21 protein-coding genes are annotated in these 26294 nt (G+C 67.0%); 6 read left to right on the top strand and 15 right to left on the bottom strand.

What is annotated here, in order from left to right; all coding sequences use genetic code 11:
* Window positions 1–60: 60 nt before the first annotated feature.
* On the top strand, window positions 61–1848 hold the full coding sequence (locus GVV77_RS10460; protein ID WP_159618093.1) for an ABC transporter ATP-binding protein: 1788 nt from the start codon (window positions 61–63) through the stop codon (window positions 1846–1848).
* Between the two features lie 128 nt (window positions 1849–1976).
* On the opposite strand, the gene GVV77_RS10455 is transcribed toward GVV77_RS10460, so the two are convergent.
* From GVV77_RS10455 to GVV77_RS10445, 3 genes are read right to left on the bottom strand one after another with little or no spacing between them, the layout of a single operon-like run.
* Window positions 1977–3020, bottom strand: a complete 1044-nt coding sequence (locus tag GVV77_RS10455; protein WP_159618091.1) for a glycosyltransferase family 4 protein — start codon at window positions 3018–3020, stop codon at window positions 1977–1979.
* Window positions 2998–3375, bottom strand: coding sequence for a DUF2304 domain-containing protein (locus tag GVV77_RS10450; protein ID WP_120165098.1), 378 nt, complete (start codon window positions 3373–3375; stop codon window positions 2998–3000). Before GVV77_RS10450 ends, GVV77_RS10455 begins: the two co-directional genes overlap by 23 nt.
* Before the next feature lie 5 nt (window positions 3376–3380).
* Window positions 3381–4046 carry a glycosyltransferase family 2 protein gene (locus tag GVV77_RS10445; RefSeq protein ID WP_201293211.1) on the bottom strand — a complete coding sequence of 222 codons (666 nt, stop codon included), beginning with the start codon at window positions 4044–4046 and terminating at the stop codon, window positions 3381–3383.
* Window positions 4047–4169: 123 nt separating this feature from the next.
* Here GVV77_RS10445 and GVV77_RS10440 point away from each other — a divergent pair, with 123 nt between their 5' ends.
* Together GVV77_RS10440 and GVV77_RS10435 are read left to right on the top strand one after the other, a co-directional pair.
* Window positions 4170–5327, top strand: a complete 1158-nt coding sequence (locus GVV77_RS10440) for a glycosyltransferase family protein (protein ID WP_246199752.1) — start codon at window positions 4170–4172, stop codon at window positions 5325–5327.
* Between the two features lie 167 nt (window positions 5328–5494).
* The gene (locus tag GVV77_RS10435) at window positions 5495–7456 is read left to right on the top strand and encodes a DUF6541 family protein (protein ID WP_159618087.1); all 1962 of its coding nucleotides are present in this window, start codon (window positions 5495–5497) and stop codon (window positions 7454–7456) included.
* Between the two features lie 130 nt (window positions 7457–7586).
* Here the strand turns inward: GVV77_RS10435 and GVV77_RS10430 are convergent, their stop codons facing one another.
* The 4 genes from GVV77_RS10430 to glf are packed head-to-tail and all read right to left on the bottom strand — an operon-like array spanning window position 7587 to window position 12429.
* A complete protein-coding gene (locus GVV77_RS10430; protein WP_159618085.1) occupies window positions 7587–8315 on the bottom strand; it encodes an ABC transporter ATP-binding protein in 729 nt (242 codons plus the stop codon).
* A gap of 3 nt (window positions 8316–8318) precedes the next feature.
* On the bottom strand, window positions 8319–9218 hold the full coding sequence (locus GVV77_RS10425; protein ID WP_246199751.1) for an ABC transporter permease: 900 nt from the start codon (window positions 9216–9218) through the stop codon (window positions 8319–8321).
* On the bottom strand, window positions 9215–11245 hold the full coding sequence (locus tag GVV77_RS10420; protein WP_246199750.1) for a glycosyltransferase: 2031 nt from the start codon (window positions 11243–11245) through the stop codon (window positions 9215–9217). The genes GVV77_RS10425 and GVV77_RS10420 overlap by 4 nt, the downstream gene beginning before the upstream one ends.
* On the bottom strand, window positions 11242–12429 hold the full coding sequence (gene glf, locus GVV77_RS10415; protein ID WP_159618083.1) for a UDP-galactopyranose mutase: 1188 nt from the start codon (window positions 12427–12429) through the stop codon (window positions 11242–11244). The genes GVV77_RS10420 and glf overlap by 4 nt, the downstream gene beginning before the upstream one ends.
* Before the next feature lie 241 nt (window positions 12430–12670).
* Here glf and wecB point away from each other — a divergent pair, with 241 nt between their 5' ends.
* Window positions 12671–13723 carry a non-hydrolyzing UDP-N-acetylglucosamine 2-epimerase gene (wecB, locus tag GVV77_RS10410; protein ID WP_159618081.1) on the top strand — a complete coding sequence of 351 codons (1053 nt, stop codon included), beginning with the start codon at window positions 12671–12673 and terminating at the stop codon, window positions 13721–13723.
* Here the strand turns inward: wecB and GVV77_RS10405 are convergent.
* The 7 genes from GVV77_RS10405 to GVV77_RS10375 are packed head-to-tail and all read right to left on the bottom strand — an operon-like array spanning window position 13704 to window position 21120.
* Window positions 13704–14855, bottom strand: a complete 1152-nt coding sequence (locus tag GVV77_RS10405) for a glycosyltransferase family 4 protein (protein ID WP_159618079.1) — start codon at window positions 14853–14855, stop codon at window positions 13704–13706. The two genes, wecB and GVV77_RS10405, sit on opposite strands and share 20 nt — an antisense overlap.
* Window positions 14852–15844 carry a Gfo/Idh/MocA family protein gene (locus GVV77_RS10400; RefSeq protein ID WP_159618077.1) on the bottom strand — a complete coding sequence of 331 codons (993 nt, stop codon included), beginning with the start codon at window positions 15842–15844 and terminating at the stop codon, window positions 14852–14854. Before GVV77_RS10400 ends, GVV77_RS10405 begins: the two co-directional genes overlap by 4 nt.
* A gap of 1 nt (window position 15845) precedes the next feature.
* Window positions 15846–16937 carry a DegT/DnrJ/EryC1/StrS family aminotransferase gene (locus GVV77_RS10395; protein ID WP_159618075.1) on the bottom strand — a complete coding sequence of 364 codons (1092 nt, stop codon included), beginning with the start codon at window positions 16935–16937 and terminating at the stop codon, window positions 15846–15848.
* Entirely contained in the window at window positions 16934–17530 is a 597-nt protein-coding gene (locus tag GVV77_RS10390) for an acyltransferase (RefSeq protein WP_133405022.1), read from the bottom strand. Before GVV77_RS10390 ends, GVV77_RS10395 begins: the two co-directional genes overlap by 4 nt.
* Window positions 17527–18903, bottom strand: coding sequence for a hypothetical protein (locus tag GVV77_RS10385; RefSeq protein WP_159618073.1), 1377 nt, complete (start codon window positions 18901–18903; stop codon window positions 17527–17529). The genes GVV77_RS10390 and GVV77_RS10385 overlap by 4 nt, the downstream gene beginning before the upstream one ends.
* Entirely contained in the window at window positions 18887–19825 is a 939-nt protein-coding gene (locus GVV77_RS10380) for a glycosyltransferase family 2 protein (RefSeq protein ID WP_159618071.1), read from the bottom strand. The genes GVV77_RS10385 and GVV77_RS10380 overlap by 17 nt, the downstream gene beginning before the upstream one ends.
* Before the next feature lie 5 nt (window positions 19826–19830).
* Entirely contained in the window at window positions 19831–21120 is a 1290-nt protein-coding gene (locus GVV77_RS10375; RefSeq protein ID WP_159618069.1) for a nucleotide sugar dehydrogenase, read from the bottom strand.
* Window positions 21121–21382: 262 nt separating this feature from the next.
* On the opposite strand from GVV77_RS10375, the gene GVV77_RS10370 reads away from it, so the two are divergent.
* Window positions 21383–25285 carry a type VII secretion EssC family protein gene (locus tag GVV77_RS10370; RefSeq protein ID WP_159618067.1) on the top strand — a complete coding sequence of 1301 codons (3903 nt, stop codon included), beginning with the start codon at window positions 21383–21385 and terminating at the stop codon, window positions 25283–25285.
* 4 nt (window positions 25286–25289) lie between these two features.
* On the opposite strand, the gene GVV77_RS10365 is transcribed toward GVV77_RS10370, so the two are convergent.
* Window positions 25290–25712 (bottom strand): hypothetical protein, encoded by a 423-nt coding sequence (locus GVV77_RS10365; protein ID WP_159618065.1) that lies wholly within the window; start codon window positions 25710–25712, stop codon window positions 25290–25292.
* A gap of 237 nt (window positions 25713–25949) precedes the next feature.
* Between GVV77_RS10365 and GVV77_RS10360 the strand changes: the two genes are divergently transcribed.
* On the top strand, window positions 25950–26198 hold the full coding sequence (locus GVV77_RS10360) for a WhiB family transcriptional regulator (protein WP_086994524.1): 249 nt from the start codon (window positions 25950–25952) through the stop codon (window positions 26196–26198).
* Window positions 26199–26294 lie beyond the last annotated feature (96 nt).

Here is a 26294-nt window from a genome sequence, read left to right as displayed (position 1 = left end):
CGGCAGTGCACAGGCACCCGGGGAAGGACAATCGCCGCTTCGAGTATTGTGAGTGGCAGAATGAAAAATCTCCTTAATACCCTTCGGCCCCTCCTTGCGACGTTGCCCTCGGGAAGCCGCAGGTTCCTCATTGGCTACGGGATCGCTACGGCCTGCCTGTCACTGCTGGACATCGTCTCCCTGGGGCTCATAGCCGTCCTGCTCCCGTCCCTCGTGGGCGGGGCGGACGTGCAGCTGCCGGTCCTGGGGAACGTGGGTGAGCAGAGCCAGCTGCTCACCCTGCTGGGGATCGCCTGCACGCTGGTCGTCGCCAAGGGTGTCTTCGCCGTGATGATCCTGCGGTCCGCCACCGCGCGGTTCGCCAAGCACGAGGTTGCGATTGGTGATCGGCTCCTTGCCTCCTACCTGTCGTCGCCCTGGGAGAAGCGCCTGCAGAAGAATTCAAGCGAACTGGTGCGGACCGTCGACGTGGGAGTGGGCCTGTCCGTCGCCGGCGTCCTCATTCCCGCAATGACTCTGTTCGGCGAACTTGGGACCCTCCTCGCTGTCGCCGTGGTGCTCGTTGTGGCGCAGCCGCTTATCGCCCTGGTCAGCGTTCTCTACCTGGGTCTCGTCGCAATGCTGCTCGCCCGGGTCATCTCCCCGCTGTCGGTCAGGATGGGCCAGGAGAACCTGAGGTGGTCGGCCAAGACGGTGAAAATCCTCACCGAGGCGCTGGCCGCGCTGAAGGAGATCACCCTCGCCGATCGGGCCTCCGAAGTGCGCGCCCAGGTCCATGAGACCCGCAGCCACTCTTCCGTGGCCCGCGCGAACTCGGTCTTCCTGGCCCAGGTGCCCCGCTACGTGCTCGAGTCGGCCCTGATTGTCGGATTCCTCCTGGTGGGAGGAGTCGGTCTGGCCAGCGGCGGCACCGAGGGCGCCGTCAGCGCCGTCGGCCTGTTCGCGGTCGCCGGTTTCCGACTGGTCCCATCCCTGACCCGGCTTCAGGCGGTCCAGTCGCAGGTCAACTCCAACTCGGCCTTTGCACTGCAGGTCGCCACGGACATCCGGGAAAGCGAAGAACTCCTGGCGGAAAGCTCGAAGGAGCACCCGCAGCAGGACCTGACGTCGAAGCGCGTCGACATCGTGCTGCGGGACGTAGGATTCACCTACCCCGGTGCGGCCCAGCCCGCCCTGCGCGGCGTGAACGCAACCATCCCCGCGGGCAGCCACGTCGCCTTCGTCGGCTCCTCCGGGGCGGGCAAATCGACGATCATCGACATCCTGCTCGGGCTTCTGAAGCCCACCGCCGGTCACATCGAGGTGGACTCGGAACGCATGGACCGGGTGCTGACATCGTGGCGGAAGCGGATCGGATATGTCCCCCAGGACGTCTCCCTCTTCGACGCGTCGGTCGGCCAGAACGTCGCCCTGTCCTGGGATCCGGCGAATGTCGATCACGCCAAGGTGGAGGCGGCCCTGCGGCGGGCCCAGATGTACGACGTTGTCATGAGCCGCGAGGGCGGGCGGGACGCCCTGATCGCCGAGCGCGGGCTCGCCCTCTCCGGAGGACAGCGCCAGCGCCTCGGCATCGCCCGGGCCCTTTACAACGAACCGGACGTACTGGTGATGGATGAGGCGACGAGCGCCCTCGACACGGCCACCGAATCCGCTGTCACCACCGCGATCCGCGAACTCCACGGCGAAGTCACTGTCATTACGGTGGCCCACCGCCTCTCGACCATCCGCTCGGCGGACATCGTCTTCTTCATGCAGGACGGCCGGATCGTCGCCCAGGGGACCTTCGATGAGGTCGTCGCCGCCGTCCCCGACTTCGCACGGCAGGCGCAGCTGGCCGGCCTGAGCTAACCGGCCCGGCTACGGCGCAACCCCGGCCCCGTCTCTCCCGGACAGGGGTTGCGGGCGGAAGGCGGACCGGGCCTCGCCGCGAGGATACAAGCCCGGCCCCGCGGCGCTCCAGCGACCGTCCGGAAGTGCTACCTGGAGGCGGCGGCGTAGATCTCCCGCAGAACCTCAACGGCCCGTGCGGGGTCGTGGTGCTCGGCGATCCACTGCCGCCCCTGCGCGCCCCGCCGCTCGAGAACGTCCTGGTCCTTCAGTTCTGTGGCAATCAGCTCGGCCATGGCAGCGGGTGACTCGGCCGGTTCGCGGCCCACCGGAATGTCGTCCGGATACAGGCCCGGGGTGAGCGAAATGTAAAGGGGCACGCCCAAAGCCATTGCCTCGAGTTCACTCGCGGCAAGAATGCCAGCGGCCTGGCCGACCGCAATGTTTGATGCATTCAGGAAATCAAGGTAGTCGGAATGGCTCATTCGTGGAACGAGCTTCACACCGGCCTTCTCGGCTTCGCCGGCCATGGGCCCCCAGTCCAGCCCATAGACGTCGAAGGTGCCACCGCTCCGCAGGACAAGCTGGCGCGCTGTCTCCAACTGGCCAGCCGCATTCTTTGAATCGTCCCACCGGGACACGAAGAACACCCGCGCCCTCCCCTGCTCGCGGGGAACCGGCGGCGGCAGCTTGGTCAGATCGATCGACACCGGCAGATACACGGCGTCGGGCCGGTGGGGCAGGATGTGCTCGCGCAGGTCCGGGGTCGTGTACATCACCGCGGCGGCGTTCCGGACGCCGCGCAGGATGGTGTTCCTCCACCGCTCATCGTATTGAAGGGTGCGGATGTCGGTGCCATGCAGGGTGAGCACGTAGGTCTTTGGAATGAACCGGGTGTGCTGGGTGACGCCTCCGGAGTGGATATGAAGCAGGTCCGAGGAGACGGCCCGGCGGGCCAGACCGCCAAGCCACGCCGCTCCATCGAGGGCATACCGCGCGCGGCCGTTGAGGCCTGTCAGCGGATAGCCGGCGACGGCCCGTGGGTAGAAGCTCCAGGGCAGTTCCTGCTCCGATGCCTTCGCGAGGATCCGCTGGGCGTAGAAGGCGCAGTCGTTGACGTGCACCACCTTGAGATCGGACGCGGTGGTCCCGGCCGGGCGTGCCGTGGGGTCAGTACCGTCCGCCGGAGGCATCCGTTTCATCCTTCCGCTCCCAGGGACGCTCGGCCTCGTCCAGCGCGATGCGTCGCGCGAGCTTCGTCAGGGTCGTCTCCATGGAACGGAAGCGCTGGTGCGTGGTCGACATGTACACCAGGAACGAAACGATGAGGGCATAGAGCACGAGGTCGGTGCCCCGGCCGACGCCGACGATCCCCGCCACCTGCGTCAGGATCGTGGGAAAGAAGATGGACAGCACCGCGGCGAACGCGAACAGCAGAATCATTATTCTGCGGATGGCCATGTGCTTTGCATTCGATCCCCCGCGAATGAGCACAAGGGAGAACACGACGACGACGAGAACCAGGACAAGCTGAACGACGATTAGCATGTGAATTACCTAAAGAGCAGGTCCGCCACAATATTGACGGAGTTGAGGAGGGATTGCCCCTTGGATTTTGAATAGTCGGTGTAGATGATTTCCACCGGATGCTCGGTCCACCGCGGCTGCATAGAGGCGATCATCTGGACCAGTTCCGAGGCGTGCGCCATGCGGTTCTGGGTGATGTGGATGTTCTGGGCAACGCCGCGGTCGAAGGCCCGCAGGCCGTTGTGGGCATCCGTGAGCGGCATTCCCGTGCTCCACCGGGTCTGAAGGGCGGCTGTCCGCAGCACGAGTCTCTTCAGGGCACCGATCTGGGTGCGGCCGTCCAGGAACCGGGAGCCGAGGACGACGTCGGCCTCGCCGCTTTCGAGCCGTGCCACCATGTCGGCGGCGTCGGACACGCGGTGCTGGCCGTCGGCGTCGAAGGTCACCACGCTCGTCATGTCGGGATCCTGCAGCGCATACTCGAGGCCGGTCTGCAGGGCCGCTCCCTGGCCGAGGTTTACCGGGTGGTTGACCACCACCGCTCCGGCGGCCCGCGCCACCTCCGACGAGGCATCGGTGCTGCCGTCGTTCACGCAGACGACGTGGGGAAACACCGGGAGCAGGTCTTCAATTACTGAGCCGATGATGGAGGCCTCGTTGAACAGCGGGATCACAATCCAGGTACGACTCACAAGCCCAGTATCGCATAACGGCCCCCGGGAGACACATCGACAGCCGGGCGGAGGCCGGGGCGGGATAGGTGACCAAGTAAGCTGAATTCATGAATGAATCTATCCCCGCGGAGCTCTGAACGAGTGGCCCCCCGAATACTTTGCATTTCTTTTTCGGACATTTCCGCCGACTCGCGGGTCCTGCGCCAGCTCGGACTGCTCGCTGAGGCCGGAGACGTCACGACGCTCGGTTACGGAAGCCGGCCGCCGGGAGTGAAGGAACACCTGGAGATCGACTCCGCGCTTCCGTCCCTCCCCCAGACCGTTTCGGGGGTGGCGCGGCTGGCGGCACGACGTCATCGTTCGGTCGAACTGGCGGCCCCCGCCGTCAATGCTGCGCTGAGCCTGCTCGAGGGCCGGGAGTTCGACGTCGTGATCGCGAACGAGGCCCGGGCCCTCCCCCTTGCCCACAAGGTCAGCCGGGGCGCTCCGATCTGGGGTGACATGCACGAGTGGGCGCCGGAGGAACGCACCCAGCTCCTCTCCTGGCGCCTGCTGGTGGCACCCCACATGCGTTACGTGTGCCGGACCTACCTTCCCAAGACCGAGGCCGTCACGACGGTCAACCAGTCGATCGCCGACCTTTACGACGCGCAGTTCGGGCTCCGGACCGAGGTGGTGCGCAATTCCCTTCCTGATGCCGGGCTGCCGCCGTCGGCCCTCGCCGATGGCAGGATCCGGCTGGTCCACAGCGGTGGAGCGGTGCCGGGCCGGAATATCGAAAGCCTCATCTCCGCAGTGCGGGAACTCGACGAACGGTTCACCCTCGATCTGTTCCTCGTCGAAGCCCGTGATGGAGGTAAGTACCTGGCCAAGCTCAAGCAGATCGCCGGAGACTCCCCCCGCATCACGTTCCATCCTCCTGTGGCTCCTGCGGCGCTTCCTGCGACGTTGAACGCGTTCGATATCGGGGTCTATCAGCTTCCCCCGGCCACGACGAACCAGAGGCTGGCCCTGCCGAACAAGTTCTTCGATTTCGTCCAGGCGCGCCTCGGCATGGTGTTTGGACCATCGGAGGAAATTGCACGGCTCATCCGGCAGCACGACCTCGGCCGGATCACCGCTGACTTCGGCCCGGACTCACTCAAGGAAACGCTGGCGGGCCTTACGTCCGACGACGTTGCCGGGTTCAAGGCGAACGCCCACCGTGCAGCGCCGGCCTTGAGCTCGGAAGCGGACGAAGCCGTCGTCCGCGGCATCCTCCGGCGCCTGGTCGAGATGGGCCGCAAACCCGGCCGCTGACCCGCCGCGCAGTCCTGACCGCGGGCGCACGGCCGCCTCGACAGTTCTCCCGTTCCGGCATGGCCGCGCAGGCCCGTGATACCGTCAACAGGTTCGCCGGAGCCCGGTGATCCTTCCCCTTCGCCCGCGCGGATCAGCGCGGCCGCACCTCATTTGCAGGAGTGTCAATGTCCTGGTGGGATCTGCTCCCAACCATCACCGTCGCAATAGCACTGCTCACCCTTCCGGGTCTGGCGCTTTCAGCGGCGCTCAACGTGCGGGGGCCCCTGTCACTCGGCCTCGCACCGGTCTTCTCGGTGGCGTTGGCCGGGGTGTCCGCCGTTGCGTTGTCAGTGCTCGGAATCCGCTGGTCGCTGGCCAGCTTCCTCGTGGCGTGCGCGGTCTTCCTGGCCGTGGCGGTCGTGGTCAAGCGTTTCGCCTTCCGGGCGGCATGGGGCGAATTTTCCTTCCGGATCGACCGGGCGACGGCACTCGGGGGGTCGGCCGGGCTGATCCTGGGCGGCCTTGCATCCGCGTACAACCTGGTCCGGGTCTTCGACCACCCCGACAACATCGCCCAGCGGTATGACAATGTGTACCACCTGAACGCCGTGAGGTGGGTCCTCGAGCAGGGTGATGCGTCGACGCTGACGCTGGGCCGGATGCTCAACCCCTCCGCGGAGATCGCCATCTACCCGGCCGCCTGGCATGGCTTTGCGGCCCTCCTCGCCGAGATCGCGGGCCAGCCGGTGCCGGTGGCCACCAACGGGCTCAACCTCGTCGTGGCGTCGGTGGTCTGGCCGATCGGAGTGATGCTCCTGGCCCGCGTGGTTTTCGGGGCCCGGGCAGTGCTGATCGGGTTCGCAGGGGTCTTCTCTGCGGGCTTTGCCGCGTTCCCGCTGGGACTGATCGACTTCGGCCCGCTCTACCCGAATCTTCTCTCCTACTCGGTGCTGCCGGCCGCCCTTGCGCTGGTGATGCTCGTCCTGCGGATCCGTCCCCGGGGGGACTCGCACTACGGCGTCGTCGTGCTGGCCCTGCTCGTCTCGATTGCGGCGCTCGGGCTCGCCCAGCCGAACGGTTTCACTGCGCTGCTGGCCCTGACTCTGCCGATGGCCGTCTTCGCCTGGTGGAGATGGACCGGCATCCGGCTGGCACGGAACGGCGCCCGGGGACTGCTGGCGCCCGCCCTCACCGCCGTCGTCTTCGTGGCCGGCTTCGTCGTCATCTGGCAGGCGCTACTCATCGGCTACAACACCTGGCTGCCGTTCACCCGGTACGCAAGTGCGATCGGCCAGGCCGTCACCAGCGCTCCCCATAACCGGAGTATTCCGGTCGTCATTGCGATCTGCACGGTGGCCGGACTGGCCCGGTTGGTCAGGACTCGCTCGCATGGCTGGCTGTTGGGGGTTTACGCGGTGGCGGTCACCCTCTATGTGATCTCCGCGGCCGAACCGCGCGGCACCCTGCGCATTATGGCCACCGGCAGCTGGTACCAGGATCCGCAGCGCCTCGCCTCGCTCCTTCCTCTCCCTACGGTGCTGCTGGCGTCCTTCGGTGCCGCCTGGGTCCTGGCCTGGCTGTGGAAGGGTCTGCTGCGGTTTCCCCGCACGCCCTCCACTGCCCAGAAGGTGGCTGCCGGGGCGGTGGTCGCCGTCGTGGCGGCCCTGGGCGTGCTGGAGAGCCAGCGCGGCGCGATCGATGAATTCGTCCTCGAAGCCCGGACCCACCACACCTTCGAGGGAAACCCCACCATCCTGTCACTCGATGAACTCGCGCTGCTCGAACGGGTCGACGAAACGGTGCCTGAGGACGCAGTGATCGCCGTCAATCCGTGGAACGGGGGTTCCCTTGCCTACGCGATCAGCGGCCGCAGTGTCACCCAGTACCACATGAGCTCCGGCGCGATGCGCCCGGAACTTGCCGTCCTGGCGGAGGAACTCGACGACGCCGCGGCCGGCTCGGAGGCCTGCACCATTGCCCGCGAGGAACGCGTGGAGTATGTGCTGGACTTCGGCGACTACTACCTCCTCGACCGTGAAGAGGCTTATCGCTATCCCGCCTTCGACGAGGCTGCCGGCGCTGCCAACCTCGAACTCGTCGACAGCGAGGGCGATGCCAGGTTGTACCGCGTGGCGAACTGCTCCTAGGACGTGCGGTGCCGCCGCCTGCGGTGCCGCCCGGTCCTTCCCGGATCGCATTGAGGGTGGAAACAAAGAATGCGGAGGCCGCAGCGGCCTCCGCATTCTTTGTTGCCGGGGTGGAACCCCGGTGTTGACTTCAGCTGGCGCGGATGTGGGCGATCGCGTCTCCCACTTCGCCGTCCATGACGACCCGGCCGCGCTCGAGCACGATCCCGCGGTCGCAGACCTTGCTGACCATGTCGAGATCGTGGCTGACCACCACGAGCGTCTTCCCGGCCTCGTTCAGCTCCTTGATCTTCGCCAGGCACTTCTTCTGGAACGGCTCGTCGCCCACCGCGAGGATCTCGTCGATGAGGAAGATGTCCGGGTTGGTGTGCACGGCCACGGCGAATGCCAGGCGCAGGTACATGCCTGAGGAGTAGAAGCGGACCTCGGTGTCGATGAACTCGCCGATCTCCGAGAACTCGACGATCGAGTCGAACTGCTCCCGGATTTCCTTTTCGCTCATCCCGAGGATCGAGCCGTTGAGGAAGACGTTGTCCCTCCCGCTCAGGTCCGGGTGGAATCCGGCACCGACCTCGATGAGGCCCGCCACCCTGCCCCGGGTCCGGACGCTGCCGGCGTCGGGCAGCATGACGCCCGAGATGTGCTTGAGCAGGGTTGATTTGCCCGAGCCGTTGAAGCCGAGGAGGGCGACGGTCTCACCCTGTTCCACGGTGAAGGAAACCCCTTCGAGGGCGGAGAACTTCTTATAGAGGTCGCCGCGCCTGCCCTTGAGCAGCCACAGGAAGGTCTCCTTCATGGAGCGCGTATGGCGCAGCACGAACCGTTTTTCGATGCTCTTGATGTCGATCGATATGGGCATTGTCTACAACTCCTGAGCGAAGCGGCCCTCGAGCCGGCGGAAAAGAAGCTGCCCGAAGACCAGCGTGGCGATGGAGAGGGCCAGGGCGATCGGGACCCAGAGCGAAAGGAAGGAGGGCGGCAGCCCCTGCGTCTGGTCGGCGGTCGGCATCCAGAACGCGTAGTGGAAGGTCTCCACTCCAACGGTCAGCGGGTTGAGCAGGTAGATGTTCAGGGCGGTCTGTCCCAGCTGGTCCCGCACCGTGGTCCAGGCGTAGAGCACCGGCGATGCCCAGGTCGCCACCATCAGCAGCAGGTCCACGAGGTTCTCGGCGTCCCGAAAATAGACGTTGACGGCACCGAAGATCAGGCCGAGACCTGTGGCCATCAGCGCCACAATGAGAAACCCGACCACGGCGGCGGCAAGCTGCAGGACGGACGGTGTCCAGCCGGCGAACAGGCAGGCGACGATCAGGATGATGATCTGGGGAAGGAAATGGATGGCGGACACCCAGATGGCGGACACCGGGAACAGTTCGCGCGGGAGGTAGATTTTCTTGATCAATCCGCCGTTCATCACGATCGACCTCGACGCATTGCCGAGAGCTTCCGAGAAGAAGTTGACGAGCACGATCCCGGAAAAAAGATAGATGGCGTAGTTCGGCAGCCCTCCCGGGTTGCGTGCGCTCTGCTCGAGGCCGAGGAAGATACCCAGCGCGATGTAGAAGACGATGAACTGCACGCCCGGTTTGACGTAGGACCACAGCAGACCGATGACCGAGCCGCGGTAGCGGACCTTGATCTCCTTATCGACGAGCAGCTTCAGGAGGAACCTGCTGCTGATGACGTCCCGGAGTCCGGCACCGCGCCCTGGCGAGACCAGGCCGACGGTGCCGTCATCCGGCGTTGAGACATCCGTCTTCACTCTTTAGTCCCTCCGGCGGGGTTGTCCGGTCCGTTGACGGCGAAGGTCTCCTTCCAGGCCTCCTGCGAGGTGAACTGGGGTAGCGCCTTCTGGTACTGCTCGGCCAGCTCGTTCCAGTTCAGGAGCAGACGCCGGTGCAGGTCGGCACTCCTCAGTGCCAGTTCCCGAACCTTCTCTGCGTCGCGCTTGTGCCAGGAGGCCCCGGTGCCGTCGGAGGAGGTGACCAGCGCCGAGTCCAGCTGGGCGAGCCGCCACCACCGCGCGTCCATGGCCGCGACATGCTCCTCGGGGTTGCGCACCGCGCTGGCCGCAACGGGCTTCAGCTGGTGCACGGCGCTCGCAAGCAGCTTCACCACGGCCGCGGGCCGGGTGCGGGCCGGCGTCGCGCCCTTCCCCTTTCGAGGGGGCTTGCTGCGCTTCACCGGCGGGAAGTCGACAAGATCCTTCGACACGCGGGCGTCGTCGAACTGCGCACGGGTGGCGCGGACCTCACCCAGTTTCGTGCCGATGGTGCGGTGGAGGTGGTCCGGCCCCTCGAGCACATCCGCCAGGGCCTGGAGCCGCAGCTCCACCGCCGAGTACTGCATGGACAGCAGGTGGCGCACGTCCACGGCGAAGCTCTCCTTCGGCATGCGCCCGCCCCGCTTGTACGGCGAGTAGATCATGGTGGCCACCCACCGGTTGCGCTGGTGGTAGTAGGCCTGCCAGTCGATCGTGTCGTCCTTCTCGGTCCACGGCATGTGCCATACGGCCGCGCCCGGAAGCGTCACCGTCGTGAACCCGTGGGACTTGGCCCGGATGCCGTACTCCACGTCATCCCACTTGATGAAGACGGGCAGCGCCAGGCCGATTTCCTTAATAATCCGGGTGGGGATCAGGCACATCCACCAGCCGTTGTAATCGACGTCGATCCGCCGGTGCATCCACGGCGTGGTCCGGAGGTTGCTTGAGGCGAAGTCGTGGGCCTCCCGGGTGTTTTCGGTGCCGCCGTAGGTGAAGCGGTACTGCTGCACGGCCTCGCCGAAGTTGTGCATCACCGAGCGCTCGAACAGGTTGAACATGTGCCCGCCCACGATGGTGGGGTTGCGGGTGAAGTCGGCGAACTGGACCGCGCGGAGGATCCCCTCGGTTTCCATCTCGACGTCGTCGTCGAGCAGCATGACGTAGCGGCTGCGGCCGTCCTCGACGGTCTCCAGCATGCCCCTGGCGAATCCGCCGGATCCACCGAGGTTGGCCTGCTCCACGATCGCCAGGCGGTCGCCCAGCGCGGACGTCGCCTCGTCGATCCCGGCCTCCTCCCGGACCTTCTGGGTGCCCTGATCGGTGACGATGACCCGGTCCAGCACCTCGAGCAGTTCGGTTGAGGCTCCGAGGATCCCCAGGTTGCGGACGCAGTAGTCGGGCCGGTTGAAGGTGGTTACGGCGATCGAGAGCGTCCCGGGTTCGAACCCTTCCGGCTCGGGAACGCTCCACTCCGCCTTGGTCAGCCGGACGGCGCTGCCGTGGGCCGCCAGGTCGAACCAGTACCAGCCACCGTCACCGAAGTTGGTGATGGGAAGATCGACGACCACCGGGATGGCTCCGGTGGCATCGGCGCGCACGCTGCTCACACGGTTCGCCGCGCCGCGGGAACTCGACCGGTAGACCACGACCGTTGCCTCGCCGCTCAGCTCGATGGTCAGGCGGACCGTCCGGACTGCGGTGTGCGCCTGCCAGTAGCTCGCGGGGAACGCGTTGAAGTAGGTGCCGAGCGAAACCCGCTCATGGGCCGGCAGCGACAGGCTGCGCCGGTCGAGGACGTAGTCGGGGTGCACCTCGGCCCCGGCGGCCGCAACGGCCGCGGTTCCCGGGGTGGCGTTGGACGGAGAATCCGCGTCCACGACCCGCTGGGAGTTGTTGAAGTCGACATAGAGCGGCATGGTGTCGATGTCGGCGGCTTCGGGGAAGACCACCCGGTGGACGGTTTTCCACTTCATGTCCTGCGCGCTGCGGGTCTTCTTGGTGTCAGCCTTAACCGTCGTGCTCACGCGTCCACTCCTCCACTTTCAAGCCGGGCGCCGCCACTGAAGTGCGGCTTGATCTTGTTGTCGTACATCGCGAGGGCGGAGCCGATGGCCATGTGCATATCGAGGTACTTATAGGTGCCGAGGCGTCCACCGAACAGCACGGACTCCTCGCCGCTGGCCAGGTCGCGGTAGGCGAGGAGTTTGGCGCGGTCCTCGGCGGTGTTCACCGGGTAGTACGGCTCGTCGCCCTTCTCCGCGAAACGGGAGAATTCGCGCATGATGACGGTCGCGTCCTTCGTGTAATCCCGCTCGGGATGGAAGTGCCGGAACTCGTGGATGCGTGTGTAGGGCACGTCCTCGTCGGGGTAGTTCATGACGGAGCAGCCCTGGAAGTCCTCTATCGGCAGGACTTCCTCCTCAAGATCGATGGTGCGCCAGGACAGGTTCCCCTCGGCGTAGTCGAAATAGCGGTCAACGGGGCCGGTGTAAACGACCGGGACCTGACCGAGCGTGGACGTGCGCGAGAAGGCGTGCCCGTCGTCGAAGAAGTCGGTGTTCAGGTGCACCTCGACGTTGGGGTGGGCCGCCATGCGTTCGATCCACGCTGTGTAGCCGTCGGTCGGCAGGCCCTCGTACTTGTCATTGAAGTACCGGTTGTCATAGGTGTATCGAACCGGAAGCCGCGAAATGATGTCGGCCGGGAGGTCCTTGGGGTCGGTCTGCCACTGCTTCCCGGTGTAGTGCTTGATGAACGCCTCGTAGAGCGGCCGTCCAATCAGCTGGACGCCCTTGTCATTGAGGTTCTGCGGATCGGTTCCGGCCAGTTCCCCCGCATGCTCCTGGATGAGCGCGCGCGCCGCAGCGGGTCCGTGCGAAGAGCGGAAGAACTGATTGATGGTGCCCAGGTTGATGGGCATCGGGTAGACCTCGCCCTTGTGGCTCGAGTACACCTTGTGCTGGTAACCCGTGAACGAGGTGAACCGGTTGACGTACTCCCAGACCCGTTCGTTCGAGGTGTGGAAGAGGTGCGCCCCGTAGCGGTGTACTTCGATCCCGGTTGACGGCTCATTCTCGCTGTACGCGTTGCCGCCCACATGGTGGCGGCGGTCCAGCACAGCGACTTTCAGTCCGAGTTCGGTGGCGGCCCGCTCCGCAATTGTCAGGCCAAAAAAGCCCGACCCTACGACGACGAGGTCAGCATTCACGTAATCATTCCTCCAAGATGAGCCCGCCTGCTCCCGGTCCGCACCCGGCGCCCGGAGCGGGCGAAAGGCATGCGGCGGCCCCCAGATGCACGGCAATAGGCGAATAGGTCCAACCGCAAGGCTACCGGAAGTCCGTCGGCATCGTGGACCCTGGGCCGGGGCTCCGCACCGCGCCTTCTGCCGTCCCGGCGCCCGCGCCGCAGGCCGTCCAGGCGCCGGGGTAAACGATAGGCTGGGCACCATGCGTATTCTCAGCGTCGTCGGCGCACGCCCTCAGTTCGTGAAACTTGCCCCCATCGCAGCGGCGATGAAAGGCCGTGCCGACCACTTAATTGTCCATACCGGCCAGCACTATGACGCGTTGATGTCGGACGTCTTCTTCAGTGACCTGGGCATTCCCGAGCCGGACTTCAATCTGGGGGTCGGGTCAGGGAAGCACGGTCAGCAGACGGGCGCCATGCTGACCGGGCTTGAAGAGATTTTCGAGCAGGTCCGCCCCGACTGGGTGCTCGTCTACGGCGACACGAACTCAACCCTCGCCGCAGCGGTCGCGGCCGTGAAGATGCACATTCCGCTTGCCCACCTTGAAGCAGGGCTGCGCTCGTTCAACCGCCGCATGCCGGAGGAGCACAACCGGGTGCTGACCGACCATGCCTCCGACCTGCTGCTTGCGCCGACCAGGGTCGCCGTCGACCATCTCAGCCGTGAAGGTCTCGCCGAGCGCACGGTGCTCGTGGGAGACGTGATGACCGATGTCCTGTTCCGAACCCGTACCGCTGTTGAAGCACGCGGCGAAGCGGTGCCCTTCGGGATGAGCTCCGGGAACTACTACGTCAGCACCATCCACCGTCCTGACAACACCGACGATCCCGACCGGTTGAAGCTGATTATTGAATCCCTGGCCGCCCTGGATAAGCCGGTTCTCCTGCTGGCCCACCCGCGGCTCGTCGGCCTCGCGGAGCGCCATGGCCTTCAACTGGAGACCGGGTCCATCCGGGTCGCGTCGCCGCTGGCCTACCCGCAGCTGGTGAACGCCGTCTCCCACAGCGCCGGCGTCGTCACCGACTCGGGCGGGCTGCAGAAGGAGGCCTTCCTGCTGCGGGTGCCGTGCACCACCATCCGCCCGGAGACCGAATGGGTGGAGACGGTGGACCTGGGCTGGAACGTCCTGGTGTCGGAGGACCTGGGTTCGCTCACCTCAGTGGTGCAGCGCCCTGCGCCCCAGCCGACCGATGCCACCCCCTACGGTGAAGGGGCAGCGGCCCAGCAGGTGGTCAGCGCCCTTCTTCGATAGCGCGCAGCACCTCGGCGGCGGCGTGCCGCCCCGAGGTCCGGAGCGAAGCGTTGTCCTCGACCCACGCGGCCCGCGCCTCCCGGCCATGGTCCGGCTCCTCGAGAAGCCGGATCATGGCCTTGGCGACCTCCGTCGGCGAGAAACCGCTGGCGTACCCCAGGCCGCCTTCCGCCACCATTCCTGCCGATGCGCCCTTGCCGGCGTAGATCACCGGTGTCCCGCAGGCCGCCGCCGCGTAGATCTTCGTCGGTTTGGCGAAGTCGTAGCCCTGGTCGGGAACAATACTGACGAGTGAGCCGGCTGCCCCCCTGATCCATTTGGCCGCTTCGGCCGGCGGCACGACCCCGCCGAAGCGGATCCTGTCGTCGGCGATGCGGGCGGCCTTTTCCTTAAGTGCGGTCTCGGCCGATCCCTGGCCGAAGAAGTGAAGCCGCACATCGGGGAAGCGCAGCAGCACTTCCTCCATCGCATCGATGAAAATCTCCGCGCCCTGCCACTCCGACATCGTCCCCGTATAGACGAAGTACCTGTAGCCCGGCTCGGCCGCCGGCCCGTCCGGGGAGAAGGTTTCGGTGTCCACGCCGTTGCCGACGACGACGACCCGGTCCGGATCGACCGAAAACTGCCGCGTCTGGTCGGCAACACCCTGTGAGATGGCAATGACCTTTCGAGCCTTCCGCAGCGCCACGCCCTCGATGGAGCGCATGATGCTCACCACCGGCGCTGGAGCGCTCGTTGCGGCCAGGGCATCGGTCCAGATATCGGCGGCGTAGTAGACGTAGCTGCGGCGGCGGAGCCATGACGACAGCGCGACCATCAAACCGGTGGTCGGAGGCGGTTCGGAGACGACGATATCCGCCCGCGCGGCAAGGAGCCGGAAGAAAAGCGGAAGGTCGAAGCTCATGTACTGGACATAGCCACGGACGTTTCCCCCGCTGTCGCGGAGCACCGGCCACCGCTTGACCCCCTTGGCAGGGCGGGGGTCATCGGTGCCGTGTGGCGGACGCGTGGTGAGCACCGAGACGTCGGCACCGGCGTCGTTCAGGCCCCTCGTGAGCGCCTGAAGCCGGAACGCGGCCGCCCCCACCTCAGGCGGATACAGCCGGGTGGCCAGCAGTACCTTGAACCTCACAGACGGATACCAATCGTCGAATTGGTATTGGCCGCCTCGATCATCGCCTCCGCCACACGGAGCGTATTGAGTCCCTCCCGCATGGTCACGGTGTTGTTCGAGATACCCAGCACGGCGTCGCGGAACGCCTCGTGCTCCACGCGCAGCGGCTCGCGCTTTGTCAGCGCCAGACGGGTGATGTTGCCTTCCGACACGCCGCGGAAGTTTGAAACGGCCTCCCACTCGGTGGTGAAGGTGCCGTTTTCGTAGAACGTGAGATCAGCGGTGAGCGTGTCGGCGACGAAGGCGCCCTTCTCCCCCGTGACCACGGTGAGCCGTTCCTTCATCGGGGAGAGCCAGTTCACGAGGTGGCTGGTGATCACACCGTTGGCCAGCTGGCCCGAGGCGGTGACCATGTCCTCGTGCGGCCGCCCGGAACGGGTGCTCGTGCGGGCCGACACCGAGGTGAAGGGAGACTGGGCGAGCCACGAGGTGAGATCGATGTCGTGGGTTCCAAGGTCTTTCACGACGCCGACGTCGGCGATGCGCGCCGGGAAGGGACCCTGCCTCCGGGTGGCGATCTGGTAGACCTCCCCCAGGTCGCCCGCTTCGATGCGCGTCCGCAGCGACTGCAGCGCGGGGTTGAACCTCTCAATGTGCCCGACGGCGCCGATCAGGCCGGCGTTCTCGAACGCTTCGACGAGACGCTGGCCGGCTTCGACAGTGTCGGCGATCGGCTTTTCCACGAGGGTGTGGACGCCGGCGCCGGCCAGGGCCAGCCCGACCTTCTCGTGCAGACCGGTCGGCACGGCGCACACCGCCATGTCGATGCCTTCGGCGATGAGTTCATCGACGGAGGCGCAGACCGGGAGCTTTCCTGCGACCCCGTGCGGATCGCCGTACGCGTCGGCGACGGCGACCAGTTCGAGGCCCTCGACCTCCCGGATGACGCGAGCATGGTGGCGCCCCATCATCCCCAGTCCGATCAGCCCGACCCGGAGATCCGCCATGTTAGGCACCCGCTTTCGCCAGGGCGTTGACGGCGGTCACGATCCGGTCGAGATCCTCGGAGTCCAGGGACGGATGAACCGGCAGCGACAGGACCTCGCGGGCGGCGGTCTCCGTGTTGGGCAGGTCCTCGGTACGCTGGAACGAGGGCAGGCGGTGGTTCGGGATCGGATAGTAGACGCCCGAGCCGATGTTGTATTCGTCCTTGAGGGCCGCGGCGAAGCCGTCCCGATCGCCCCCGACACGCACGGTGTACTGGTGGTAGACGTGCACTGCGCCTTCGGCCACCGTGGGCGTGGCCACGCCTTCGATATTCGCGGAAAGGAAGGCGGCATTCGCCTGCCGCTGAGCGGTCCATCCGCCGACCTTGGTCAGCTGAACGCGGCCGATCGCGGCGTGCAGGTTTGTCATCCGGGCGTTGAAGCCGACCAGCTCGTTCTCGTACTGGCGCTCCATGCCCTGGTTGCGCAGCAGGCGGAGCCTGCGTTCGATTTCGGGGTTGCCCGTTGAGACCATGCCGCCCTCGCCGGAGGTCATGTTTTTCGTCGGGTAGAGGGAGAACATCGCGAAGTCGCCGAAGGTGCCGACCTGGCGTCCGCCCAGTGATGCGCCGTGGGCCTGGGCGGCGTCCTCGAAGAGGGCGATCCCGTGTCGGTCCGCCAGCGTCCGGTAGGCCTCGATGTCGGCCGGATGTCCGTAGAGGTGGACCGGCATGATCCCCTTGGTCTTCTCCGTGATCAGGGAGGCGACATGGGCGATGTCGAGGCAGTAGTGGTCGAGCTCGATGTCGGCAAAGACGGGCGTGGCGCCGGTGAGCGCGACGGAGTTCGCCGTGGCAGCGAAGGTGAAGGACGGGACGATCACCTCATCACCCGGGCCGATGCCCGCGGCCAGAAGCCCCAGGTGGAGTCCTGCCGTTCCGGAGTTCACGGCGACGGCCGCGCGGCCGTCGAGGAGGACCTCGGAAAATTCCTTCTCGAACGCGGCGACCTCGGCACCCTGTGCCAGCATTCCGGAAAGGAGGACGGCGTCAACGGCCGCGCGCTCTTCGTCTCCGACGATCGGTTTTGCTGCTGGAATGAAGTCCTTGCTCATGCCTCTACCCCTACTGGTTTCAGTGTGTCGTTCGTTTCCTCGTACCGCTCCCCGGTCTCCGGGCAGACCCAGAGGGATCCTTCAGCCTTCAGCGGGTGTCCGGCCCGGCCCACCCAGCCAAGGCGCTTGGCCGGAACTCCCGCGACCAGCGCGTAGGGCGGAACATCCTTCGTGACCACGGCGCCCGCCGCGACCGTCGCCCACGCGCCGATGGTCACCGGAGCCACGCAGACTGCACGTGCGCCGATCGCCGCACCCTTTTCGATGGTCACTCCGACGGGCACCCAGTCGTGGGCGCTCTTGAGGCTTCCATCGGGAGAGATGGACCGGGGGTAGGTGTCATTCGTGAGTACCACAGCCGGGCCGATGAACACGCCCTCTCCGAGCACTGCGGGTTCGTAAACCAGCGCGTAGTTCTGGATCTTGGTGTTGGCGCCGATTTCGACGCCGGTTCCCACGTACGCTCCCCGTCCCACGATGCAGTTCTCGCCCAGCCGGGCGTTCTCGCGCACCTGCGCCAGGTGCCAGATCTTTGACCCCTGCCCGATCACGGCATCGGGCGAGACGTCCGCGGTTTCAGCGATATAGCTCATGACACACCTGCTTTCTCTAATTCGACGGGCACCGATGCCTCATGCCTTCCGGTTTCGAGTGCGCTGCGGCGCCTAAGCGTCGTGACGGCACACGCGAACAGTGCGATGCCGAGTGCGGTCGGCACCCCGCGATAGGTGAAGAACGAGTGGATCTGGGAGTGGTTGCTCAACGCCTCGTACCACACCGGCACCACCAGGGCCGGAAGAGCCAGGACCAGGGCCGCGCCGAGCCGGCCGGCACCTCCGCGGCGCACCGCGACCGCCAGAAGGGCGACCGCGAGGAGCGCCACCGCCACCAGAACCCAGGGTGCGGTGGGCACCTTGTCCCACCAGTACAGAACGTTGATCTTGGTGGGCGCGCCCAGGGAGCTGTCAATGAAGGGCTCGTCCCCGGTCGCGCGATATGCGACATTGCTGCGGACGAAGGACATGACTTCGTTCCAGCCCAGGAACAGGGAGGCGATGATCCACCGTGAGACCCACGTCAACGCGAAGCTGATCGGCCAGAGGACGGCCACTCCGACGCCCACGGCGGCGGCCCGGCCGAGCGACCTGTTCCTGCTGTAGGTAATCGACGCTGCCACAGCGGATGCGAGGGCCCACGGGATGGCGGGCGTGGTCAGCAGGTCGACGAAGCAGAAGAGCGCGGCCCCGAGCATAGTCGAACCGGCCAGCCGCAGACGCCCTCCGCCCGCACCCCAGGCCACGAGTGCGGTGCTCAGGAAGATGAAGGACAGCGAGATGGCCTGGCTAAAGGACGTCGAAGGGGTCGACGTGATGTTGGTGGCTAACAGGATCGGGGCGGTCAACGCGACGGCTGCATACGTGCTTGTTCTGCGCGCAACCTGTGAGAACGCCAGCGCCAGCGATCCGAGCAGCATGGCGCCCGAGACGATCCTCAGGCCTTCCAATCCGGCCAGGGCAAGGACGGGGCGCGTGATGATGGTGTAGCCGGCCCAGTATTTGTAGTAGGAGCCGTGGGCCGACTCACCACCCACTGCGAGGGCGCGGATGTCGTCCGCACCGCCGTCGCAATGCGAAATGCGCGGCATGTAGACGGCCCGCTCGAACGCATTTTCGCCATCCAGAGCGCCGAGCCCGGTGCCGACGACCACGCATTCGGTGAACGTGTCGGAGATCCCTCCCTGCCGGTCCGGAACCGACGCGGGCCCGTAGGTTCCCGCCTCAACGGACTGGGCGAGATGCGCGACGATGGGTCGGTCAGGAACTGCCTGCCCGACCACCAGGAGCAGGAAAAACACAACCTGAAGGGCAGCGAATCCGCCGACGAGGTAGGCGCCGAGGCGCGCGTAGCCGGGGCCGGGACGCGGGTCCGCCGAACGCCGAGCGCGGACGCTAACGCCGCCGCTCATAGTCGACCACCTCCCAGGAGAGGTAAGCGAGGCGGGAGCTTTCATCGCGCATCTTCTTCAGCACATCCATCAACGTGCCGCTGATCATGGCGAGTACGGCAAGGATCACGAGCGAGGAGGCGAGCAGGGCCGTCGGAAAGCGCGGCACCAGGCCGGTGTTCAGGAAATCGATGATGACCGGGAGGCCCAGGATCAGCGCTGCCACTGCAAGCACTCCGGAAATCAGGCCATAGGTGGGAACCGGCCGCTCGTGCAGGGCAAGTTTCAGCACCGTCCGAAGGATCCGCTGACCGTCATGGTAGGTCCGGAGTTTGCTTTCGGTGCCCTCCGCCCTGTCGCGAAAGGCGATGGGCACCTCCGCCTGAGGAATGCGGGCGCTGATGCTGTGGACCGTCAGTTCGGTCTCGATCTCGAAGCCCCGGGACAGCGCGGGAAATGACCGGACAAAGCGCTTCGAGAAAACACGGTAGCCACTCAGCATATCCTCGACCTTGTACCCGAAGATCAACCCGACAATGCCGTTGAAAAAACGGTTCCCGAGCTCATGTCCGGACCGGTACGCTGAGTCGCTCTCCTGCCGGCGCACGCCGGTGACCTGGTCGTAGGGACCGTCAAGGAGTTTATTGATCAGCTCCGGGGCGGCCGCGGCGTCATAGGTGTCGTCGCCATCGATGAGCACATACACATCGGCATCGATGTCGGCAAAAGCCCGCCGGATGACATTGCCCTTGCCCTTCCGGTCCTCGAACCGCACCACAGCGCCTGCGGCCCGTGCCACCTCCGCGGTGTTGTCGTCGCTGCAGTTGTCGTAAACGTAGATCGTGGCCGTCGGAAGCGATGCCTGGAGGTCGGTGACCACCTTGCCGATCGCTCCCGCCTCGTTGTGGCAGGGAACGATGGCTGCAATTCTCACGTTCGACACGGCGGCTAGGCCTTGCCGATGACGCGGTAAACCACGCCGTCCCACTTTTCGGCACTGCTGACGCGGCGTCCGTCAATGAACGCCTTCACGCCGGGAAGGTCGGAGGGGCTCAGCGAGGCGTATTCGGCATGGTTGGCCTGAACGACGGCGGCGTCGATGGGCTCCCCGAAGTGGTAAGGCGTGAATCCGAGCTTCTCGAGTTCCTCGTCCGTGTACAGAGGGTCATTCACGAAGGCGGTGGCCCCGCGGGCCTGCAGGGCGTCAACTGCGGCAAAAACTCCGGAGAATGCCGTTTCCTTGACTCCGCCGCGGTAGGCGGCGCCGAGGACAACCACCCGTGCTCCCTCGAGGGAGCCGTAGGCCCCTTCGAGTAGGCCGATGGTGTAGTCGGGCATTCCGGCATTGGCTTCCCGCGCCGCGCGCACGACGGTGGCGGCGGGGTCGTTCCACAGGTACAGCCGGGGGTACACGGGAATGCAGTGGCCGCCCACGGCGATGCCGGGCTGATGGATGTGGCTGTAGGGCTGGGAGTTTGAGGCGTCGATGACCTGGTAGATGTCGATGCCCACTGTTGAGGCGTAGCGTGCGAACTGGTTGGCAAGCCCGATGTTGACGTCGCGGTAGGTGGTCTCGGCGAGCTTGGCCAGCTCGGATGCCTCGGCGGAGCCGAGGTCCCAGACGCCGTTGCCGCGCTGCAGGTCGGGGCGCTCGTCGAAGTCCAGGACGGCCTCGTAGAACTCCACCGCGGCCTTTGCGCCTTCGGGAGAGAGCCCGCCAACCAGCTTGGGGTACTTCCGCAGGTCTTCGAAGACCCGGCCGGTCAGCACGCGCTCGGGGGAAAAGACGAGGTGGAAGTCCTTCCCTTCAACGAGGCCGGAACCCGACTCAAGCGCGGGCTTCCAGCGGCTGCGGGTGGTTCCCACCGGCAGCGTCGTCTCGTAGGAGACGAGGGTTCCGGGCGTGAGGTGTCGGGCGAGCTCGGCGGTCGCCCCGTCCATCCAACCGAAGTCGGGGTTGGCATCCGCGTCAACGAAGAGCGGCACGACCAGGACGACGGCGTCCGCCCCCGGGACGGCATCGGCGTATTCGGTGGTCGCCCTCAGGCGGCCTGCGGGTACGAGCTCCGCCAGTTTGTCCTGAAGGTGGGCTTCTCCGGGGAACGGCTCCCGGCCGCTGTTGATCAGATCGACAACTGCGGCATTGACGTCGACGCCAACAACATCGTGGCCTTTGGACGCGAACTGGACTGCCAGCGGCAATCCGATCTTTCCGAGCGCGATAACAGCAATCTTCACAGCAGCATGACCTTTTTCTAGGATTTTGAGGGCTCACCCTTCGAGGGCATCGAGGCAAGCCTATAGGTTGTGCCCGCAATTAACCGCCTCGGCGGTACCGGGCGCGCCACCGCACCGCCTCCGTCCGGCTTCCCCTTAACCCCGGCTGGCCCCGGGTATCCAGGACGCTCCGGCCGCGTTGTCCACAACACCTGCCGCCCGCATCCCTGCTGCCCGGACGCTGCCTATTCTCGCCGGAGGAGCATTAATCTTTGGAGCGGATATGCAGCTTCACCTTTCTGTCGTGCCCGGCCCCGGCGCCCCTGCCGCCACCGCGTCACACCTCCCCTGCGAGCTCGTTGTCGACCTGCGGCGGCCGATGTCCGGACGGGACCTGGCCGGGCACCTCGCCTCGCGCTTCGGGAGGGAAAGCCTCTCGGTCGCGGGAATACCCCTTGCCGCACTGGAGCCGGGCGTCCCTCCCCTGGTCAACGGGGCCGTCCTCGTCGCCGGAGGCGGCCGTGCCGGTCCGGGGTCGTCGCCGGCCCGTTCCGTCCTCGTGCTTGTCGTGCACTCCGGACCGGACGCTGGGCGCATCTTCCCCTTAGTACGGGGTTCCTACTCGATCGGCCGGTCGGGCTGCGATATTTCGCTGCGCGATCCGGCGCTGTCCCGGCGCCACGCAATGCTGGCCGTCGGGGAGGACCGCGTCCTGCTGCGGGATGCGGGCTCGGCGAACGGCACGTGGGTGGACGGACGCCGCATCACCGAGGCACCGGTCACTTCCTCCTCCTCGCTCGTCATGGGCGGTTCGCGGTGCGCCCTCGCCCTCACCGGAGCCCACCGCCCGGAATTCCTCCCGGCGGACCTCGGGGAACCACTGTTCGTCACCGCCGAGCCTGTGTCGGAGCGCGAGCGCTTCCTCGCACCGACCGTCCTGCTGCCGGTGGTGGGCGGGGCGGTCCTGGCCCTCGCCCTGCAGATGTGGCTCCTGCTTGCGTTTGCCGCGGTCGCCTCGCTGACCGGGTTGCTTTCGATCTGGGCCGTGCGTCGACGCCGGCGGCGGTTCCAGGCCGCCGTCCGGAGCGCCGCCGATGCCGATGCAAAGCGGCGGTGTGCGGCGGTGATGGATGCCGGGTCGGTCGCCCTCCAGACCTACGGGCGCGGCCAGGAGAACCGGTGGACGAACGCGGGCACGGCCTCCCCGTCCGCGGCCGATGGGGCTTCCCGGACCGCGAATATCCGGTTGGGCGAGGCAGACCAACGGGCGAACCTCCAACTCAGCCGCCGGGGATTGGAATGGACGCCGCCCATCCTCAAGCGGATGCCCGTGGTTCTCCCGTTCCGGCCGGCATCCGAACGCGCCCTTCCCTCACGGATCCACCTGCACGGCTCCCGGGAGGATGTGCTGGGCATGGGGCGGCTCATCCTGCTCCAGTTCTCAGCGGTTCTCGGATCCGACGCTGGGGTAGTGTGCCGCGGCCTGCCGTCGGAACTGCCCACCGCGGCGCGGTTCCTGCCCGGGGTCCGCCTCGTGTCCGTCCCCGCCGCGCTTGAGTGGGTGATCCGCGAAGGACCCGGCTCGGTTCTGGTTGAATTCTCGGCCGCTCCCGGGCCCGTTCCGGCGGTCGAGTGGGCCGAGGCGGTTCACCTCTCTGTGCGGCCGGGCCGGGCCACCATGGTCCGGGGCTCCGGCCGCGTCGGATTCGTTCCGGATCGGGTGGGCGACCCGGCCTTCGAGGCCTGTGCCCGCGCCCTGGGCACAACTCCGTTCCGGACGCCACCGGGCGGGCACCGGGTGCGACCTTCCCCTGCGTTCGAGGAGGGCCTGCGCCTTCCGGTCCCACCCTCCGCCGGGGAAGTGGGAGAACGGTGGGCCGGCGGCGTGGGGCAGGACAGCCTGGAGGCGCCGATTGGTGGTGCACCGGGCGGGCCCCAGGTCTTCGACCTGGTCGGGCAGGGGCCCCACCTCCTGGTTGCCGGCACAACGGGTTCCGGAAAATCGCAGCTGCTGCGGTCACTGGTCCTTGGCATCGCGGCCCGCTATCCACCCCCGCGGGTCAACTTCCTCCTCGTTGACTTCAAGGGAGGCTCGGGCCTCGGCCCGCTGAGCGGGCTGCCCCACTGCGTCGGATTCCTGACGGACCTGTCGGCGGAGTCGGTGGTACGGGCGCTTCGGTCCCTCCGTGCCGAGCTGAGCCGACGGGAGGAACTGTTCGCCGCCCACTCCGTCCAGGACATCGCCGCACTGTCGGCGTCGACGACGGTTTCCCTTCCTCGGCTCGTGGTGGTGGTTGACGAATTCCGCAGGCTGAGCGATGACGTGCCCGGGGCGGCCGACGACCTGATGAAGTGTGCGGCGCTGGGCCGGTCGCTTGGAGTCCATCTGGTCCTGGCGACCCAGCGGCCCACCGGCGCCGTCACGGCTGATCTCCGCACGAATATCACCACGTCGATTGCACTGCGGGTCCAGAACGACATCGAATCCCTGGACCTCATCGGCTCGGCACAGGCGGCCGCCATCGCTGTGGACCTGCCCGGTCGGGGTTTCCTGAAGGTCGGCCCCGGGGAGCCCCAGGAGTTCCAGACGGCGTCGACGGCCGGGCCGCTCCCGGGGGCCGGCCCCGTTTTGGAGCTGGCCGAGTGGCTTCTGGGGACGCGCACGGACGCGGCGAATCCGGCGCCGGAGGAGGATCCGGCTGCGGTTCGGTTGCTCGTCGAAACGATTGCGGAAACGGCCCGGGTGGTCGGCACTCCCGATCAGTACCGTCCGGTCCTCCCGCCGCTGCCGGCGGAGCTGCTCCCTGCGGGCCGCGGGGCGTCGGTGCCGGGGGCCCTCACCCTGGGACTGCTGGATCTTCCTGACCGGCAGTCACAGCCGCTCCTGCGCTGGGCACCCGGCGGCTCGCACCTTGCCTTCATCGGTTCGGCTTCCTCCGGAGCCGTCGGAGCGCTCCGGCACACCCTCACGGAGTGCCTGCTGGTCCTGCCGGACGCGCACCTCTATATCCTCGACGGCGACTTCACGCTCGCCTCCGCCTCCGACGCGCCCCAGACGGGTGCCTACGCCGCCGCTCACGAACCGGTCCGGGCGGAGCGGATCCTCCTCCGCCTCGCCGCCGTGGTCATCGAACGGCTCTCGGCCCCCGCCGTATGCGGCACTCCCCCGATTCTCCTCGCGGTCTCGGGCTGGGGCCGGTGGGCGGGCACCTTCCGGTCCCGCCGGTTTTCCGCCGCCGAGGACCTGCTCCACGACATCGTCCGTGACGGTCCCGCCGCCGGAGTGTCGCTGGTGATCACCGGTGAGAGGGAGCTGACCGCAGCCCGCTTCCTCGGGCAGGTCCCGAACCGGGTCTACCTGCCCCTGGGAACGCCCCCGGAGGTGACCGCCGGCTGGCCCCGGCTGCCGCCGGTCGACCCGGTGCCGGGACGGGGCGTTGCCGTCGGTAGGTTTGGCACGGCCCGGTTCGGCCCGGTCCTGGTCGACGACGGCGCCCCCGCCCAGCTGACCGTCCAGCCCCGGGCGGGGGCAGCGGCGCCGCGGCCCCCGCGGCGGCGCCCCTTCCGGGTTGACCCGCTGCCGGTCCGGGTGCGGTCAAGGGACCTCGCACCGGCCACCGGGGCCGGCGGTGCCTGCCAAATTCCGATCGGGATCGGCGGCGACGAACCGGAGACCGTCTTCCTGGGGTTGCCAGCCGGGAGCCTCTGGGCCGCGGTGGGCCCGCCGGTCTCGGGCAGGTCGACCCTTCTGGCCCTGCTTGAGCACCAGGCCCCGCCTTGGCTGCACCGCCTGCGGCCCCGGGACGATCCGGCGGCCTACTGGCGGGCCGCCGCCGGCCGCCCTCCCCTGGCGACGGACCCGGCGCGGTGCCTGTTGCTGATCGACAACGCCGACACCCTGCCCGACGCCCTCCACCCGATCCTCGAGGCATGCCTCGCCTCCGGGGCCCGGGCGGTGCTGACGGCGGGTCTCCAGTTCCTGCTGACCCAGCGGCCGCTCGCCCGGCTGGCCCGGGCCGCGGGCCGCGGCGTCATTCTGGCGCCGCGGTCCGAGTCCGACGGCGAGGCGTTCGGGGTCCGGCTGGAGGCTCCGGAGGGCATCGGCCCACCCGGACGCGCGGTGGTGCTGGACTCCGGCCGGCAGCTGCCGGTGCAGCTCGCGCAGTTTCCCGAAGGCGGTCCCTGATGCCCTAAAGGGTCCGGGTCTCCCCCGCGGTCCGTGAAGTGTAGTCCAGGACGGGGCGGGTAAAGAGGGCGATCAGGACAACCGCACCCGGCACCAGCATCGCGAGGCCGATCACCACCGACCCGCTGGAGAGGAACGACACCGAAAGGATGACGAGGAAGAGCTGGATCACCAGGGCGGCCGAACGCGGCCAGCGGAAACCCCGCCAGAGCGCACGGGCCAACACCACGAGCCAGATGGCAAGGAGGATCAGGAACACCGCCAGGAAGACCGTTCCCCCGACGGACACCAGGTCGCCCATGGCCAGGGTGCTCAGGAAGAGGGCTCCGACGCCAAGGAAGCCCAGGGCCTCAAGCAGGAGGATTCCCGCAATCGCGGCGACGCCGGCCGGGCGGAGGTGGGGAGCTGGCTCGGTGGGTCTTGACACACTGGCACCCTACCGGAGATAGTTCCAGTACGGCCAAGACCGGACCCCTCCCGCACCCTCTTGTGACCTAACCCTCATTCGTCTGCGCAAGTCTCGGTGTATTAACTCTTGTTTACCGTGACGTAACGTGACAGCCTTGATCTGAGATGAAAGCGGGGGCCGCATACGGCCCCTTTACTATGAGGGCCCTCGTGAATGTTTTCACAAGGATGAGGGCTAAAGGAGAAAGTGGTCAGCATGGATTGGCGTAGCCGCGCTGCGTGTCTGGACAAGGACCCGGAGTTGTTTTTCCCGGTCGGAAATACCGGGCCGGCGCTTCTTCAGATCGAAGAGGCCAAGAGCGTCTGCCGTCGCTGCCCCGTCATCGACACCTGCCTTCAGTGGGCGATCGAATCCGGACAGGACGCAGGCGTCTGGGGCGGAATGAGTGAGGACGAGCGCCGTGCGCTCAAGCGCCGGGCCGCCCGTGCCCGCCGCGCCTCGTAACTAGGCGCAGGGCGGCTGCCAGGCCGCAGCCAGCACATGCAGGAGGGCCGCCCGCGGGCGGCCCTCCTGCTTTTAAGCCGGACCTCTGCGGCCAGG

The organism is Arthrobacter zhaoguopingii (assembly GCF_009828605.1).
In the GTDB taxonomy this organism is placed as follows: Bacteria; Actinomycetota; Actinomycetes; order Actinomycetales; family Micrococcaceae; genus Arthrobacter_D; species Arthrobacter_D zhaoguopingii.
Note: the sequence above shows the minus strand (reverse complement) of the source record. Positions and strands in the feature narration are given on the sequence as shown.